The sequence below is a fragment of the Actinacidiphila epipremni genome, from assembly GCF_012034175.1.
Classification (GTDB): Bacteria; Actinomycetota; Actinomycetes; order Streptomycetales; family Streptomycetaceae; genus Actinacidiphila; species Actinacidiphila epipremni.
This window is the reverse complement of record NZ_JAATEJ010000028.1, coordinates 67,879-81,589: the sequence shown is the minus strand read 5'-3', so window position 1 is coordinate 81,589 and position 13,711 is coordinate 67,879. Positions and strand designations below refer to the sequence as shown.

The window sequence follows — 13,711 nt, the reverse complement described above, 5'->3', positions numbered from 1 at the left end:
GTCAGGGGCGCCGGGCGCGGCAGGCGCATTTCTGCGGCGTGCGGGGTTGTGCCCGGCCGCACCCCGGTAGGACTACGCCTGCCCGCCGGCCGGTACGCGCCGGGTCGCGGTCCAGGCCAGCAGCTCGTCGGCGGTCCAGGTGGTGACGATGCGCGCGGCGGGGATGCCCGCCTCCTGCGCGCGGGCGCAGCCGTAGGCCTGCCAGTCCAGCTGGCCGGGGGCGTGCGCGTCGCTGTCGATCGCGAAGAGCGTGCCGGCGTCGCGGGCGAGCGCCAGCAGCCGGCGCGGCGGGTCCAGGCGCTGCGGGCTGCTGTTGATCTCCACGGCGGTGCCGGCCGCCGCGCACGCGGCGAAGACGGCGCCGGCGTCGTAGGAGGACTCCGGGCGGCTGCGCCGCGGGCCGAGCAGCCGGTTCGTGCAGTGGCCCAGCACATCCACCAGCGGGTTGCCGGCCGCGGCGAGCAGCCGGCGGGTGAAGGCGGGCGCGGGCATCTTCAGCTCGGAGTGCGCCGAGGCGACCACGACGTCCAGCCGGTCCAGCAGCTCGTCCTCCTGGTCGAGCGAGCCGTCGGGCAGGATGTCGCACTCGATGCCGGTGAGCAGCCGGAAGGGCGCCGCGCCGGCCTCCTCCTCGGCGCGCAGCTCGGCGTTGAGCTCCGCGACGGCGTCGAGCTGCCGGCGCAGCCGGCCGGCGGTCAGGCCGCGGGCGATGCGCAGCCGCGGCGAGTGGTCGGTGAGCACCGCCCAGCGGTGCCCGGCGGCCCGGGCGGCGCGAGCCATCACCCCCGGCGGGCTGCCCCCGTCGGACCAGTCGGAGTGCAGATGGCAGTCCCCGCGCAGGGCACCGCGCAACGCACCCCCGCCCGCCGCGAGCGGACCGCCGGCGGTCCGTTCGAGATCGGCCAGATAGCCCGGGATGCGCCCGGCGGCGACCTCGGCGAGCACCGTACCGGTGGTGGCACCGATGCCCTTGAGGTCGGTGTACCGCCCGGTCGCCGCCCGCCGCTCCCGCTCAGCGTCCGGCAGCCCGCCCACCACGGCGGCGGCATTGCGGAACGCCCGGATCCGGTAGACGGGCGCGTCAGCGCGCTCCAGCAGAAACGCCACCCGCTCCAACACCTCGATCGGCTCCACCCCCTCCCGTTTCCCACCCCCACCCACGCCATAACAGCCAGGCACCACGCGTCACACGTCGGGGCCCGTTTCCGCCGCGGCGGCGGCGCCCTTGGCGGCCCAGGTACGCAGGGCGGCCCGGCCGGCGAAGTTGCCGACGTTGTGGTCCAGGCCGCCGGCCTCGCTGTACTGGTGGAAGAGCCAGGGGTGCTGTACGCGCGGGTGGCCCTTGGGGGCCGAGGGGTCGGCGATCCAGAGGCCGTCCGCGCAGTAGGACGTGGTGTCCCGGTGCAGCCAGAAGTCCCGGTTGCAGTACAGGACGACGCGGTGGTCGGGGGCCTTGGACTTCACATGCTTGAGCCAGGCGTCCTTGTTCGCGTTGGAGACGCCGGCGTCTTCCCAGTCCAGGGCCAGGAAGTCGCCTGGTTTGGCGCCGGCGTGGGCGAGGAAGTAGTCGGCCTGGGCGTTGACCGAGCCGGGGCGGGCGAAGTGGTAGTGGCCGACGACCAGTCCGTGGGAGCGGGCGGTGGCGACCTGCCCGGCGTGCTTGGGGTTGACGTACCCCGATCCCTCGGTGGCCTTGACGACGACGAAGTCCAGTCCCTTGGTGGCGTAGTCGCTGCTCTGGTAGGAGGCGACGTCGATGCCGTTGACCGTCATGGGCGGTCCTTTCGGTGGTTCAGGTGCGGTGCTCCGGCCGGTGCCTCAGTGCACGGGGCCGACGTCGAAGGTGTCGCCGCAGACGACCGGGTTCTTGGTCGCGAGCGTCATGGAGTCCTTGGATCCGGGCGGGTAGACCATGATGAGGGTGGGGGTGCGCCAGCACCCGCCGTCCTTGATGCCCTGGTTGAGGGTGTGCAGGTCGGCCTCGACGGTCTGGCCGGGCGCGAGGCGTACGGCGCTCGCCTTGACCGGTTGCCGGTCGGCGGGCTTGCCGATGACGCTGCCGTCGCCGCGCAGCAGCGACACGCCGGGGAAGCCGGTGAGGGTGCAGGCGTGCGAGGTGGTGTTGGTGAAGTCCAGCGGGTAGTAGATGCTGCCGGCGCCCGGGTCGCCGCGGCCGAGCGTCATCTTCAGCTCGGTGACGGTGCAGCGCGCGGACGCCGCCTGCGCGGAGCCGGAACCGGAGCCGGAGCCCGTGCCGGTGGTGCTGCGCGCGGCGGTGGTCGGGGCCGTGGTCGCGGTGGCGCCGGAGGAGTCGCCCGGGGTGGTGCCGGTCGGCGCCGGCGCGGTGGCCGACGGGGCGGGCTTGCTGTCCGCGGCCGGGCCGGTGGCGTCGCCGTTGCCGTTGCCGCAGCCGACGGCCGCCGCGGACAGCAGCGCCGCGGACGCGGCTGCGAGGACGGCGGCGCGGCGCCGGTGCCGCCGCGGGCGGGGGCCCGTGGCAGTCGTGGGTTCGGTGGAGGACGAGTTCGACATACTGATCAGGTGCTCGCCGAAGGCCCGGTTCGAACCTGGCAGGCCCTTATTGTTGCCGTCTTCGCACATTGTCACCATACGGAACGGTGGGAACAGCACACCCATACGAAACACGTGTACGCCGACCGTACGTACGTATGACCGGCGGGCGGCTCATGGCCCCCGGCGGCGCCTGAGCGTCACTCCCGGCCGCGCCGGTGCCGGCGGACCTCCCAGACCACCAGCGCGGCCACGACCACCGCGGCGACGACCGCCGCGACCGCCGTCCCCGCGGTCTTCTCGACCTGCTGGTAGGCCGAGCCCGCGAAGTAGCCCAGCAGCGTGAACCCGACGCCCCACACCAGCCCGCCGAGCGCGTTGAACAGCAGGAACGTGTGGTAGGGCATGCGCGAGATACCGGCGAGGGCGGGCATCATGGCCCGGAAGAAGGCGATGAAGCGCCCGAGGAAGACCGCGGCGGGCCCGCGTCTGCGGATGAAATTCCGCGCCTGGTCGATCCGCTTGCGGTGCCCGCGCAGCGCCCTGGTCTCCAGGATGCGCGGCCCGAACCGGCGGCCGACCTCGTAGCCGACCGAGTCCCCGGCGACCGCCGCGACGACCACCACGAGCGCCAGCCAGTACACCGACACCCGCCCCTGGCTGGCGATCACCCCGCCGAGCACCACCGCCGTCTCGCCGGGCAGCACGAAGCCGAAGAACAGCGCGTCCTCGCAGAACACCAGTGCCCCCACGATGGCGTAGACGGCGGCGCCGGAGGAGCGGGAGAGCCAGTCGGTGATGGAATGCATGAGGTGAGCCTTCCCGCTTCGCCGCGCCGCTCCCGGCCAAGTCGCCGCGACGCGCCCCGGGGTCGGCGAAATGGGCGGTTGGGCCGGGATTCACGGACTCCTCACCGGGAATTAGGCCCGGTGGCCGCAACGTGATGGGGTGTCGGCTCGTCCAATGAGTACAGGCGCTTGTGCGGGAGGCGGGGGACGTGATGGCGGGGGCGGGCACCGTGCGGTGGGTGCGGGCGGCACGGGCTGCGGTGGCGGGCACGGCGGTGGGCGCGGCGGTGCGTGCGGTGACGGGTGCCGTCCGGGGTGGTGCGCGGCGGGCCGGCGCGGTGGCGGCGGCGCTGCTCGCGCTGCTGCTGTGGCTGCCGGGGGCGGCGCACGCGGCGCCCGGCGACGACGCGGGCGGGTGGGGCTTCCCCACCTTCACCGCGGACCCGGGCATGACGGACTACGCCGACCGTACGGTGGAGCTGGCCGGGCGGCTGGAGCGGCACACCGGCGGGACCGGGAGCGGCAGCGGGAGCAGCGGTGGCGGGCGGGCCGGGGGCGCGTTCGGCGAGACGATAGACCTGGTCGCCGGGGATCCGCAGGGCGGCGGCGGGAAGCTGCTGGGCACGGTCACCACGGGGCTGGGCGGCGGTTTCCGGCTGCCGGGCGCGAGCGTGGACGTGCGGCCGGAAAGCGTGGGCCCGGGGCCGTTCAGCGTGCCGGTGCACGCGCTGCACCGTACCGCCGCGGGCGCGTACGGCGACTGGGACGCCGACGCGGAGGTGGACGTCACGGTGGTGCCGAGCGCGGTGCGGCTGACGGCCGACTTCACGCCGGGCGCGCAGGCGGCGGCCGGGCGGCAGGTCACGGTGTCGGGCGTGGTCGAGCGGGCGGCGGGCGCGGGGTGGCTGCCGGTGGCCGGGGCGGCGGTACGCGTCGGCTTCCGGCCGGACGACGGTACGCCGCCGGTCGCGGTGACGGTGCGCACGGGCGCGGACGGCGGCTTCGGCACGGACTTCACGGCCGCCGCGACCGGCACGGTGTCGGCGGACCTCGGCCCCTCGGACGACCCGTACCTCGACCTCGGCGCCGCCCGGCCGCGTACCGCGCAGGTGACGGTGGCCGCCCCGACGGCGAGTCCGACGGCCGGCACGCCCACGCCGGCCCCGAGGCACCAGGCGGCACCGGCGGTGCGGCACCGCACCGCGACGGCCACGGCGTCCGCGCCGGCGGCTCCGGCCGCGGCCCCGACGCCCTCCCCCAGCGCGGCGGGCCAGGACGTCCAGCCGGACCTCGCGGCGACCGGCCCCAACGGCTTCACCCGCGCGGCCTTCCTGACCGGCGGCAGCACGCTGATCGCGGCGGGCCTGCTGCTGGCGGCGGCCCGGCGCCGGATGGTGCGGGCGGGCTGAGCCCCCGGCCGGCGGCGGGGTCCCGGCGGGCGTCAGGTGCCGTACAGCTCGCGGTAGCTCGGGAAGTCGCCGCCGGGGCCGGACACGGACTGCGCCGCCAGCAGGGCGTGCCGGATCGCGCGGGCGAGGGCGTCGGCGCCCGCCGCGAGGACCGCGTTCAGCGCGCCGGCCTCGGCGTGCACGGCGAAGGCCGGGTCGGGGACGGGCGCGCCGGGCGGGAGGAGGGGGCGGCGGCCGGTCGCCATGGCGAAGACGGTGTCGCCGTCGGAGAGCAGGTGGACGGGGCGGATCGCGCGGGCGAGCCCATCGTGGGCGGTGCCGGCGAGCTTGTGGGCCTGCGCGCGGGTCAGCTCGGCGTCGGTGGCGACGACGGCGAGGGTGGTGTTGAGCGGCTGCGCCAGGCGCTCGCCGGCGTCCTTCGCCGCGGCGGCGAGCCGCCGCGCGGCCCGTTCCCGTACGTCCGCGGCGACCGGGCCGCCGCGGCCCGCCGCGTCCGGGCCCGCCCACAGCGCGCCGGTGCCGGGGTCGACGGCGGAGCCGACCGCGTTGACCACGGCGAGCGCCGCGACGGTGACCCCGGAGGGCAGCACCAGGCTCGCGCTGCCGACGCCGCCCTTGAGGCCGCCGGCGACCGCGCCGGTCCCGGCGCCGGCGTTGCCCTGCGGCACGGGCGCGCCCTCGGCTGAGGCCGCCGCGGCCTCGACCGCCGCGCGGCCCATCGCGGCGTCCGGTCGGGCGCGCCAGTCGCCGCCGCGGCCGAGGTCGAACAGGGCGGCGGCGGGCACGACGGGCACCACCCGGCCGGGTCCGCCGACGGGGAAGCCGCGGCCCTGCTCCTCCAGCCAGGCCAGCACGCCGGAGGCCGCGTCGAGGCCGTAGGCGCTGCCGCCGGTCAGCACGACCGCCTCGACGCGCGGGACGAGGTTGCGCGGGTCGAGGGCGTCGGTCTCCCGGGTTCCGGGGCCGCCACCGCGTACGTCCACCGCGGTCACCGCGCCGCCGGCGGGGGCCAGTACGACGGTGACGCCGGTCAGCCAGCCGTCGCCGGCGCGCCCGGCGTGGCCGACCCGCAGGCCGGCCACGTCGGTGAGCGCGTCGGCGGCGCCGGTGGCCTGCTGCTCGCCCATCGGGCCCGCCTCCCGCCTGCCGTGCGGCTGCGTCACGCCGCTCCGTCCCGGTTTCCGTCCCTGCCCCGGTTTCCGTCGCCGCCATCCTCGCCGGTGCCCTCGCCCGGCCGCGCGCCGGGCACGCCGTGGGCGGCGAGCACGGACAGGGCGGCGGGTACGTCGTCCGGGGTGACCAGCGGGCGGATCCGGCGGCCCAGGTCCAGCAGCAGGCCCTCGGACTTGCGCATCCGGTGCGGGTCGAGGCTCGCCCACACCGTCCAGTTCGCGGTCCCCCACACGCGGTACTGCCCGGTCAGCGGGCCGAGCCGCACCCGGCGCACGGCGGCGAGCCGGTCGTAAGGGACGGTCTTGGTGCCCCAGGGGAAGTAGTAGCCGCGGATACGTATCGCGTCGTCGGTGCAGCTGATCCAGGTGTCCCGGTAGGTGTCCGCCATGGTCCAAGTGTGCGTCACCGGCGGGCGCGGTCAGTGGCCCGAGGTGGCCTTGAGGCCGACGACGGCGACGATCAGCAGCGCCACGAAGAAGATCCGCGCGGCGGTCGCCGGCTCGCCCAGCAGCAGCATGCCGGCGATCGCGGCGCCGGCCGCGCCGATGCCGACCCATACGCCGTAGGCCGTGCCGATGGGCAGGGTGCGGGCGGCGCGGGACAGCAGCAGCATGCTGGCGACGATGCCCGCGCCGGTGGCCAGGCTCGGCCACAGGCGGGTGAAGCCGTCGGTGTGTTTCATACCGACCGACCAGAGGACTTCCAGCAGACCGGCGAGGACGAGCAGGACCCATGCCATGACGGCACCTCCGTGAACGGTGATGTACGGGGGTGCGCCGTCTTTGCAGGGTCCCGGTACGGCGCGCTCGTCGGGTTCCCCCCAGGCTAGCAAAGTCCGGCATTACGGGCGGGCGGGGCGGCGGCCCGTCCGCGGTGCGGCGGGGGCGCGGCGGGGGCGCGGCGGGGTGCGTACGGCGGCTGGGGGGCGAGAGGTCCGATGTCAGGGCGGTTTTCCGCCGACGCGGGGCACTTGGCGGGGCGCGGGGGAGCGAGTCATCCGAACTCTGCGCTGCGGGGCGGGTGTCGGGGCGGGCCGCCGGGGGAATGACAGAGCCATTCCCCCCCACCACAGGAGGTCCCTGTGCAACGACATGTGCGCCCGCTGCGACGCACCGCGGTCCTGGCGACCGCAGCCCTGGCCGCCGGGCTGTTCCTGGCGGCCCCCACCGGTGCGACCGCCGCCACCCCGGCCGCACCCGCCTCCCCCCACTCCCTCTCCCCCGCCGCCGCGGACGGCTTCACCGGTACGTGGTCGGTGTCGCCGCAGAGCGGCGGGCCCTCGTACCGCCAGCAGACGCTGCGGCAGATCGTGCACACCAGCATCGGCGGCAGCGCCGCGCGGCTGCGGATCTCCAACGCCTTCGGGTCGGCGCCGCTGACCGTGGCCGATGTGCACCTCGCGCGGCGCGCGTCCGGCTCCTCGGTCGACACCGGCACCGACCGGGCGGTCACCTTCGGCGGGCAGGGCACGGTGACGGTGCCGGCCGGCGGCACGGCGGTCAGCGACGCGGTGGGCTTCAGCGTGCCGGCGCTCTCCGACGTCGCCGTCAGCTTCTACCTGCCGCAGTCCACCGGCTCGGCGACGTACCACCAGCAGGGCACGCAGACCAACTACCTGGCGAACGGCGACGTCAGTGCCGCGGGCAGCATCAATGTGGCCTCCACCAGCGGCAGTTACTCCTTCCTGACCAACCTGGACGTGCAGAACCCGGCCGCGCAGGGCGCGGTGGCGACGCTCGGCGCGTCCATCACCGACGGCGTCGCCTCGGCGCAGGACAGCAACCGGCGCTGGCCCAACGACCTCGCCGAGCGGCTCGCGGGCAGCGGGCGCACGGTCGGCGTGCTCAACCAGGGCATCAGCGGCAACAAGCTGCTCAGCGACGGTGCCGGCCAGAGCGCGCTGGGCCGCTTCGACCGGGACGTCATCGGGCAGCCCGGCGTGAAGTGGGTGATCTTCTCCGACGACCCGATCAACGACCTGGGCGCGGCCAACCGGCCGAGCGGCGACCAACTCATCGCAGGACTCCAGCAGTTGGTCAGCCGCGCGCATGCCGCGGGGCTGAAGTTCCTGTGCTCGACGCTCACGCCCTTCCAGGGCTCGGGCGGTTGGTCGCAGGCCGGTGAGGACGCGCGGGCGCAGATCAACGCGTTCGTGCGAAGTGCGGCCAGCGGCTGCGACGGTGTCGTCGACCAGGACACCGCGACGCACGACCCGGCCAACCCGGCGCGCTACCTGCCCGCTTACGACGCGGGCGACCATCTGCACCCGAACGAGGCGGGGTTGCAGGCCATCGCGAACGCGGTGGACCTGTCGCTCTTCGGCACCGGCACGCAGCCCGGGGGCAGTTGGATCGCGCTGCGGTCGCACGCCAACGGCAAGTACGTGACCGCGCCGGACGGCGGTGCCTCGCCGCTGATCGCCGCGGCGAACTCGGCGGGCACGTCCGAGCAGTTCGACGAGATCAACGTCGGCAACGGCCAGATCGCGCTGCGCGCCCACGCCGACGGGCTGCTGGTGACCGCGGAGAACGCCGGCGCCGCCTCGCTGATCGCCAACCGCACGGCGGTCGGGCTGTGGGAGACCTTCCAGCTCATCCAGAACCCGGACCACAGCTTCTCCCTGAAGGCGCAGGTCAACGGCAAGTACGTGACGGCGGAGGCGGCGGGGGCGCAGCCGCTGATCGCCAACCGGGATGCGATCGGGCCGTGGGAGGAGTTCGACCTGGTCACGCCGTGACGCGCTGACCGCGCCGGTGCGGTGCGCCGGCCGGCGCGGGGTGCGCGGTATGAGCCGGGCCCGTCCCGGGCGCCGAGCCCGGGGCGGGCCTGTTCCGTGCGCTTGGCCCTACCGGCTAGACCGCGCCGGCCGTGACCGGCAGGACGAGCCGGGAGGCGCGGGCGGCGTCCCGGAAGACCGTACGGGTGCCGGGCGGGCCGGCGACGTCCCAGCGGGGGTGGCTGCTCGCGGCGACGTGCAGCCGCACGGCGTGGCCGGTACGGAAGAGGTGGGCGGTCGACCACAGGTCGACGGCGACCTCGCGCTCGCCGGCCGCGGCCGTCCGCAGCACGCCGTCGGCGAGGACGCGGGAGGTGCCGTCCGGTGCGACGTCGCACAGCCGCACGACCCAGTCGGCGGGCCCGGCGTCCGCGGCGACCGCGAGCACGGCCCGGATCCGGCCCATGACCTCCAGCGGCGCGGCGAGCGGCGCGCTGGTGTGCACGAGCACGTCGCCGCGGGCCTCGACCGCCCGCTGGTCGTGGGGGCCGGCCGGATACGCCGCGGTGAGCAGCAGCGCGCCGCCCCGGGTCGGCACCGGATCGGCCGGGTCGTGCCGGAAGCGCCCGGGCTCCTCCCCCGCGTGCGGCGGCGCGGTGCTGAGGGGGCCGCCCGCCCGCAGGTACCAGGCGGTGGGCCGCGCGGGCGGCGGCCAGCCGTCGAGGGCGCGCCACTCGCCGGCGCCCATGACGTGGACCAGGACGGGCGGGCCGGCCGGCGGGGCGCCGTCGAGCACCGCGCGGAGCCAGGTCAGGGTGCGGGCGCGCAGCGAGGGCCCGCCGTCGAGAGCGGCGGCGTCGGCGGCCGGGCCGAAGTCGTACCCGGGGGTGCGGCCGGCCTGGTCGTCGTGCGTCCAGGGTCCGACGATCAGGGCCGCCGGGTGGCCGGCGGCGCGGGCCGCGGTGTAGTTGTCGAGGCTGCCCTGGAGGAAGGCGTCGTACCAGCCGGCGACGGTGAGGGTCGGCGTGGCGGGGAGCGCGCGGTGGTCCGCGGGGACGGCGGGCAGCGGCGGGCCGCCGGGCCGGCCGGGCAGCGGGAGGGCGCGCAGCGCCTGCGGGTCCCAGTCGCCGGCGTCGAGCCCTTCCCGGGCGCGGGCCAGCTCGTCCAGCGCGCGGGCCCTTGCCGCCGGGTCGGCGGCGTGGGCGCGGCTCAGCACCTCGTGCCCGAGCCCGAGCGTCCACTGCGCGAGCAGCCCGCGCTCGGCGGCGCCGCCCCGCGCGACGAGCCCGTCACGCGGCTCGGCCCAGGTGAACTCCGGTACGGCGGCGACGAGTTCGGGCGGCCTCGCGCCGAGCGCGGCCCACTGGGTGTGCCCGAGGTAGCTCGGCCCGTACATCACCACCCGCCCGTCCGCCCCGGGCAGCCGCGCGGCCCAGCGCACGGTGTCGTACCCGTCCGCCCCTTCGCCGACCAGCGGCTCCCACACCCCACCGGAGTCCCCGCGCCCCCGCACGTCCTGCACGACGACCACGAACCCGCGCCCCGCCGCACCCCCCGGCTCCAGCCGCGCGAGCACCCCGGGATCCCGCCGCCCGTACGGCGTCCGCGCCAGCAACACCGGCCACGGCCCCCGCCCCACCCCCGGCCGGTAGACGTCCGCGCACAACCCGACGCCGTCCCGCATGACGCCCCAGGCGATCTCCGGGCCCCCGGCCTCCCCGGCCACGATGCCTCCCTCCGGCCGGCCCCCGCCGCAAGCCGCACGGCGGGGGCCAGGCATGACGAATGATCAGCCGCCCTGACGGTCGGGCGCACCGACGATCAGTCCCGGCGAACGGCTGACGATCAGCGGGCCTGACGATCGGCTCACGCTGACGGCTGATGGTCAGCTCGGCTGACGATCAGCCTGCACGGACGGCTGGTGCTCAGTCCTCCTGACGATCAGCCCGCACGGACAGCCGACACTCAGCCACCCTGACGATCAGCCCGCACCGACAGCTGACGGTCAGCCCCCCTGACAATCAGGCCCCACCAACCGCTGAAGCTCAGCCCGCCTGACGATCAGCCCGTGCGGACAGCTGACGCTCAGCGGGCCTGACGATCAGCCCGCCACCAGCGGTTGTTCAGCTGATCGTCAGGTCGTCCACGTATCCGCGGAAGCCGCCGCCCGGGCTGGCCGGGTGGTCGTAGCCGAGGAGGATGCGGGCGATCTGCTTGCCGGAGTTGTTGGTGGCGAGGTTGACGGTGACGTGGTTCCAGGTGTCGAGGGTGAGGTGGCCGCACTGCTGGGCGGGGTGGGCGCGGGTGCCGTTCTGGTCGACGGCGCCGGAGTCGCGCAAGGTGGAGTTGTCGGTGAAGACGAGGTCGACGGCGACGCACTCGCTCTCGGTGGAGCCGGCCGGCACCCAGGGGGTGGTGGTGTGGGACTGCGGGTAGATCCAGTAGCGCAGGGTCTTGGCGGTGCCGACGGCCAGCGGGGCGGCGGCGAGGTCGTAGACCTTGAGGTAGGCGTGCGGGCTGCTGCCGGACGCGGAGCCGGAGTACATCAGCGCCGCGCTCCCGGTGCGGGCGGTCTCGCCGGTGCGCACGCCCGCCTGCGGGCCCGGGGAGTCGCCGTTGACGCCGGTGACGCCGACGTCGTTGCCGCCCGCGGTGTCGACCGTGTCGGTCCAGCTGGGCTGCGGGTCGCCGGCCTCGAAGCCGGTGCCGAAGCTGCTGCTCGTGCCGCCGCCGGAGGTCGCCTGGAGCGGCTGGGCGAGCAGGGTCTGGACGGTGGCGTAGGAGGTGCCGGGCGGCGCGAGGGTGATGGTCTCCCCCGCCGAGGTGGCGAGCGCCAGCTTCGTCCCCGAGACTGTGCCGGCGCTGCTGCCGCCGCGGTAGACCTGCACCGCGCTGCCCGGCCAGGGGTTGGTGACGGTGAGGGTGCCGCCCTTCTGGCTGACGGCCCGCACGTACTGCACCGCGTTGCCGGCCTTGCTGCTGGAGACCAGGAAGCCGCCGTCGGCGAGCAGGTCGCCGAACTTGGCGTTGACCCCGGTGGGCCAGTCCGGGAAGACCTTGACGTCGTGCTGGAACGACTGGAGCAGCATCTCGTCCAGGCCCGAGGTGGTGACGTTGACGTTCTCGATGCCGCCGCCGCTGTGGTGGATGCCCATGTTGGGGTAGCTGTTGCTCGTCGCCTCGGTGTGCAGGTTCGACAGGATCGTCGCGGCGTCGTAGCCGACCCGCGCGGCGGCGGCGTAGAAGGTGGCGGGCGCGTTGCCGCCGTGCCAGGCGTTGGTGAGCTGCCCGACGGTGTTGCGCGCGGTCTGCAGCAGCGAGGCGCTGCTGTCCAGGCCGACCTGCCCGCCGGGGTACACGGCCTGGATGTCGATGTCGTTGCCGTCGTTGACGAAGCCCGCGCCGGTGGAGGTCTCGCGGAAGACCGTCTGGCCGTTCTGCGTCATCGTCGGCAGCGGCGCGAGGTGCGCGTCGATGTCGCTCCAGGTGGCGCGGGTCGCGGCGTCCTGGCCGAGCGCGGTGGAGATGTCGACGAGCCCCTGCATCAGCAGGTGCACCAGGCCGAGCGACAGGATGCTGTTGGTCTGCGGGTAGGCGTTGTCCTCCTGCGGCGCGTCGTCGGTGATGGTGTACGTGCCGGAGGAGTCCTTGACGAGGTAGTGCTGCCAGAACAGCCCGACCTGCTTCAGGTACGGGTAGACGGTCGCGGCGTAGCCGGTGTCGCGGGTCTGCTCGTAGCGCATGACCATGTCGCTGGCCAGATTGGCCGCGTTGGACTTCTGGTTGTGCAGGTTCATGTCGGCGCTGGTGCCCTTGGGCGAGATGCCGACCGGGTAGAGGACGCCCTGGAAGCCGTTCTGCGCGGCGAGTTGCTGGCCGCGGCTCATCCAGTCGAGGACCGGCTGGTCGTAGCCGGCCATCTGGTCGATGTGGTTGGTGGTCAGGGCCGCGTAGAAGGGCGCCTGGTAGTTGTAGTTGGTGTGGTAGTCGCCGTTCCAGTTCATGGCACCGGTGATCCAGTTGCCCCACAGGCCCGGGGCGTACTTGCCGGGGCGTGAGACGCAGGCGAGCAGGTAGAGCGAGCCGTACCAGCTCTTCTCGACGGCCTTGTCGGGGATCTGGACGTATGACTGGGACCAGTACGTCTGCCACCAACTGCGGTGTGCCGCTTTGTGGTTGTCGACGTCCGCCTGGGTGAGGCCGCTGACCAGGGCGTCGGCGGCGGCCTGGTAGCCGGCGGTGTCGGTGCTGGACTGGATGCCGGCGACCAGGGTCGAGGTTGTGCCGGGCTGGATGGTCAGGGTGAGGGTGCTGCCGGAGATGCTCTGGCTCTGGCCGATGGTGCGGGCCGCGATCCTGGCCCGCGGGTCGCCGCTGCCGCCGGTGTCGGCGACGACGTCGGCGTCGAGGTCGTTGCCGGTGGTGGTGACGGTGGGGGCGCCGCCGGTGCCGTTCTGCAGCTGGATGGCGATCTGCTGGGCGCTGCCGCCGGTGAGGGTGAAGGAGGTGACCAGGACGTCCCGGTCGGCGTCCGTCCAGCTGGTGGTCGTCAGCGTCTGGGCGCCCTTGGTGTACGTGCCGCGGACCTCGGCGTGGGCGATGTCCTGGACGACGTTGTAGCTCGCGCCCGACAGGCCGGCGGCGCGGACCACGACCCGGCCGAGCGGCTTGATGGCGTGGCTGGTGGCGGACCAGAAGTCGTTCTTGCCGAGGTAGAAGGTCTGGTTGTCGATGCCGCCGCCGATCACGACGCCGACGTCGCCGTTGCCGAGCTCAGGCGCGTCGGTGCTGCCGCCGCCGGTGAGCTGGGTCGGCGGCGAGGTCCACACGCCCTGGTACTGGGCGACGGTGTTCACGCCCTGGGCGGCGGTGATCGAGTCGGCCGCGGCGGGTGGGGCCAGCGCGGTGGTCAGCGTCGCGCCGAGCAGGGCCGCGACTGCCGCCGCGGCCACACTGCCGAGGGCCGGCCGGGAGAGCCTCATGGGGCTGCTGCCTTTCTGGTACGGGACGCGCCGCCGCTTTCCGGTCCGCCGGTCCGCCGGTCCCGCGGTCCGCGAGGCCGGCACCGAACCCGGACCCGGACCCGGACCCGGCACCGTACCGCCCCAAATCAC

The 13,711-nt window shown here is 75.1% G+C and carries 11 protein-coding genes and 1 riboswitch; of the genes, 2 read left to right on the top strand and 9 right to left on the bottom strand.

Annotation, left to right across the window (positions count from 1 at the left end; translation table 11 throughout):
• Window positions 1-72: 72 nt before the first annotated feature.
• The 4 genes from HCN08_RS28305 to HCN08_RS28290 form a co-directional block, all read right to left on the bottom strand.
• Window positions 73-1,134 carry a PHP domain-containing protein gene (locus HCN08_RS28305; protein WP_167986110.1) on the bottom strand — a complete coding sequence of 354 codons (1,062 nt, stop codon included), beginning with the start codon at window positions 1,132-1,134 and terminating at the stop codon, window positions 73-75.
• A gap of 51 nt (window positions 1,135-1,185) precedes the next feature.
• Window positions 1,186-1,773: a glycoside hydrolase family 25 protein gene (locus HCN08_RS28300; RefSeq protein WP_167986109.1), complete on the bottom strand. Its 588-nt coding sequence runs from the start codon at window positions 1,771-1,773 to the stop codon at window positions 1,186-1,188.
• 45 nt (window positions 1,774-1,818) lie between these two features.
• Window positions 1,819-2,610: a DUF4232 domain-containing protein gene (locus HCN08_RS28295; protein ID WP_167986108.1), complete on the bottom strand. Its 792-nt coding sequence runs from the start codon at window positions 2,608-2,610 to the stop codon at window positions 1,819-1,821.
• Window positions 2,611-2,711: 101 nt separating this feature from the next.
• Window positions 2,712-3,320, bottom strand: a complete 609-nt coding sequence (locus tag HCN08_RS28290; RefSeq protein ID WP_167986107.1) for a DedA family protein — start codon at window positions 3,318-3,320, stop codon at window positions 2,712-2,714.
• A 218-nt stretch (window positions 3,321-3,538) separates the two neighbouring features.
• Here HCN08_RS28290 and HCN08_RS28285 point away from each other — a divergent pair, with 218 nt between their 5' ends.
• Window positions 3,539-4,708, top strand: a complete 1,170-nt coding sequence (locus HCN08_RS28285; protein ID WP_167986106.1) for a hypothetical protein — start codon at window positions 3,539-3,541, stop codon at window positions 4,706-4,708.
• Between the two features lie 32 nt (window positions 4,709-4,740).
• On the opposite strand, the gene HCN08_RS28280 is transcribed toward HCN08_RS28285, so the two are convergent.
• From HCN08_RS28280 to HCN08_RS28270, 3 genes are read right to left on the bottom strand one after another with little or no spacing between them, the layout of a single operon-like run.
• Window positions 4,741-5,835 (bottom strand): P1 family peptidase, encoded by a 1,095-nt coding sequence (locus tag HCN08_RS28280; protein ID WP_167986157.1) that lies wholly within the window; start codon window positions 5,833-5,835, stop codon window positions 4,741-4,743.
• A gap of 32 nt (window positions 5,836-5,867) precedes the next feature.
• The gene (locus HCN08_RS28275) at window positions 5,868-6,269 is read right to left on the bottom strand and encodes a hypothetical protein (RefSeq protein ID WP_206319344.1); all 402 of its coding nucleotides are present in this window, start codon (window positions 6,267-6,269) and stop codon (window positions 5,868-5,870) included.
• A 30-nt stretch (window positions 6,270-6,299) separates the two neighbouring features.
• Window positions 6,300-6,620, bottom strand: coding sequence for a DMT family transporter (locus tag HCN08_RS28270; protein WP_167986105.1), 321 nt, complete (start codon window positions 6,618-6,620; stop codon window positions 6,300-6,302).
• Between the two features lie 31 nt (window positions 6,621-6,651).
• Window positions 6,652-6,711, bottom strand: a riboswitch (guanidine-III (ykkC-III) riboswitch).
• A gap of 251 nt (window positions 6,712-6,962) precedes the next feature.
• Here HCN08_RS28270 and HCN08_RS36760 point away from each other — a divergent pair.
• Window positions 6,963-8,618 (top strand): GDSL-type esterase/lipase family protein, encoded by a 1,656-nt coding sequence (locus HCN08_RS36760; protein WP_206319343.1) that lies wholly within the window; start codon window positions 6,963-6,965, stop codon window positions 8,616-8,618.
• Between the two features lie 115 nt (window positions 8,619-8,733).
• Here HCN08_RS36760 and HCN08_RS28260 read toward each other — a convergent pair whose 3' ends face one another.
• Together HCN08_RS28260 and HCN08_RS28255 are read right to left on the bottom strand one after the other, a co-directional pair.
• Window positions 8,734-10,323 carry a CocE/NonD family hydrolase gene (locus HCN08_RS28260; RefSeq protein ID WP_206319342.1) on the bottom strand — a complete coding sequence of 530 codons (1,590 nt, stop codon included), beginning with the start codon at window positions 10,321-10,323 and terminating at the stop codon, window positions 8,734-8,736.
• Between the two features lie 397 nt (window positions 10,324-10,720).
• Window positions 10,721-13,579: a glycosyl hydrolase family 95 catalytic domain-containing protein gene (locus HCN08_RS28255; protein ID WP_167986104.1), complete on the bottom strand. Its 2,859-nt coding sequence runs from the start codon at window positions 13,577-13,579 to the stop codon at window positions 10,721-10,723.
• Window positions 13,580-13,711 lie beyond the last annotated feature (132 nt).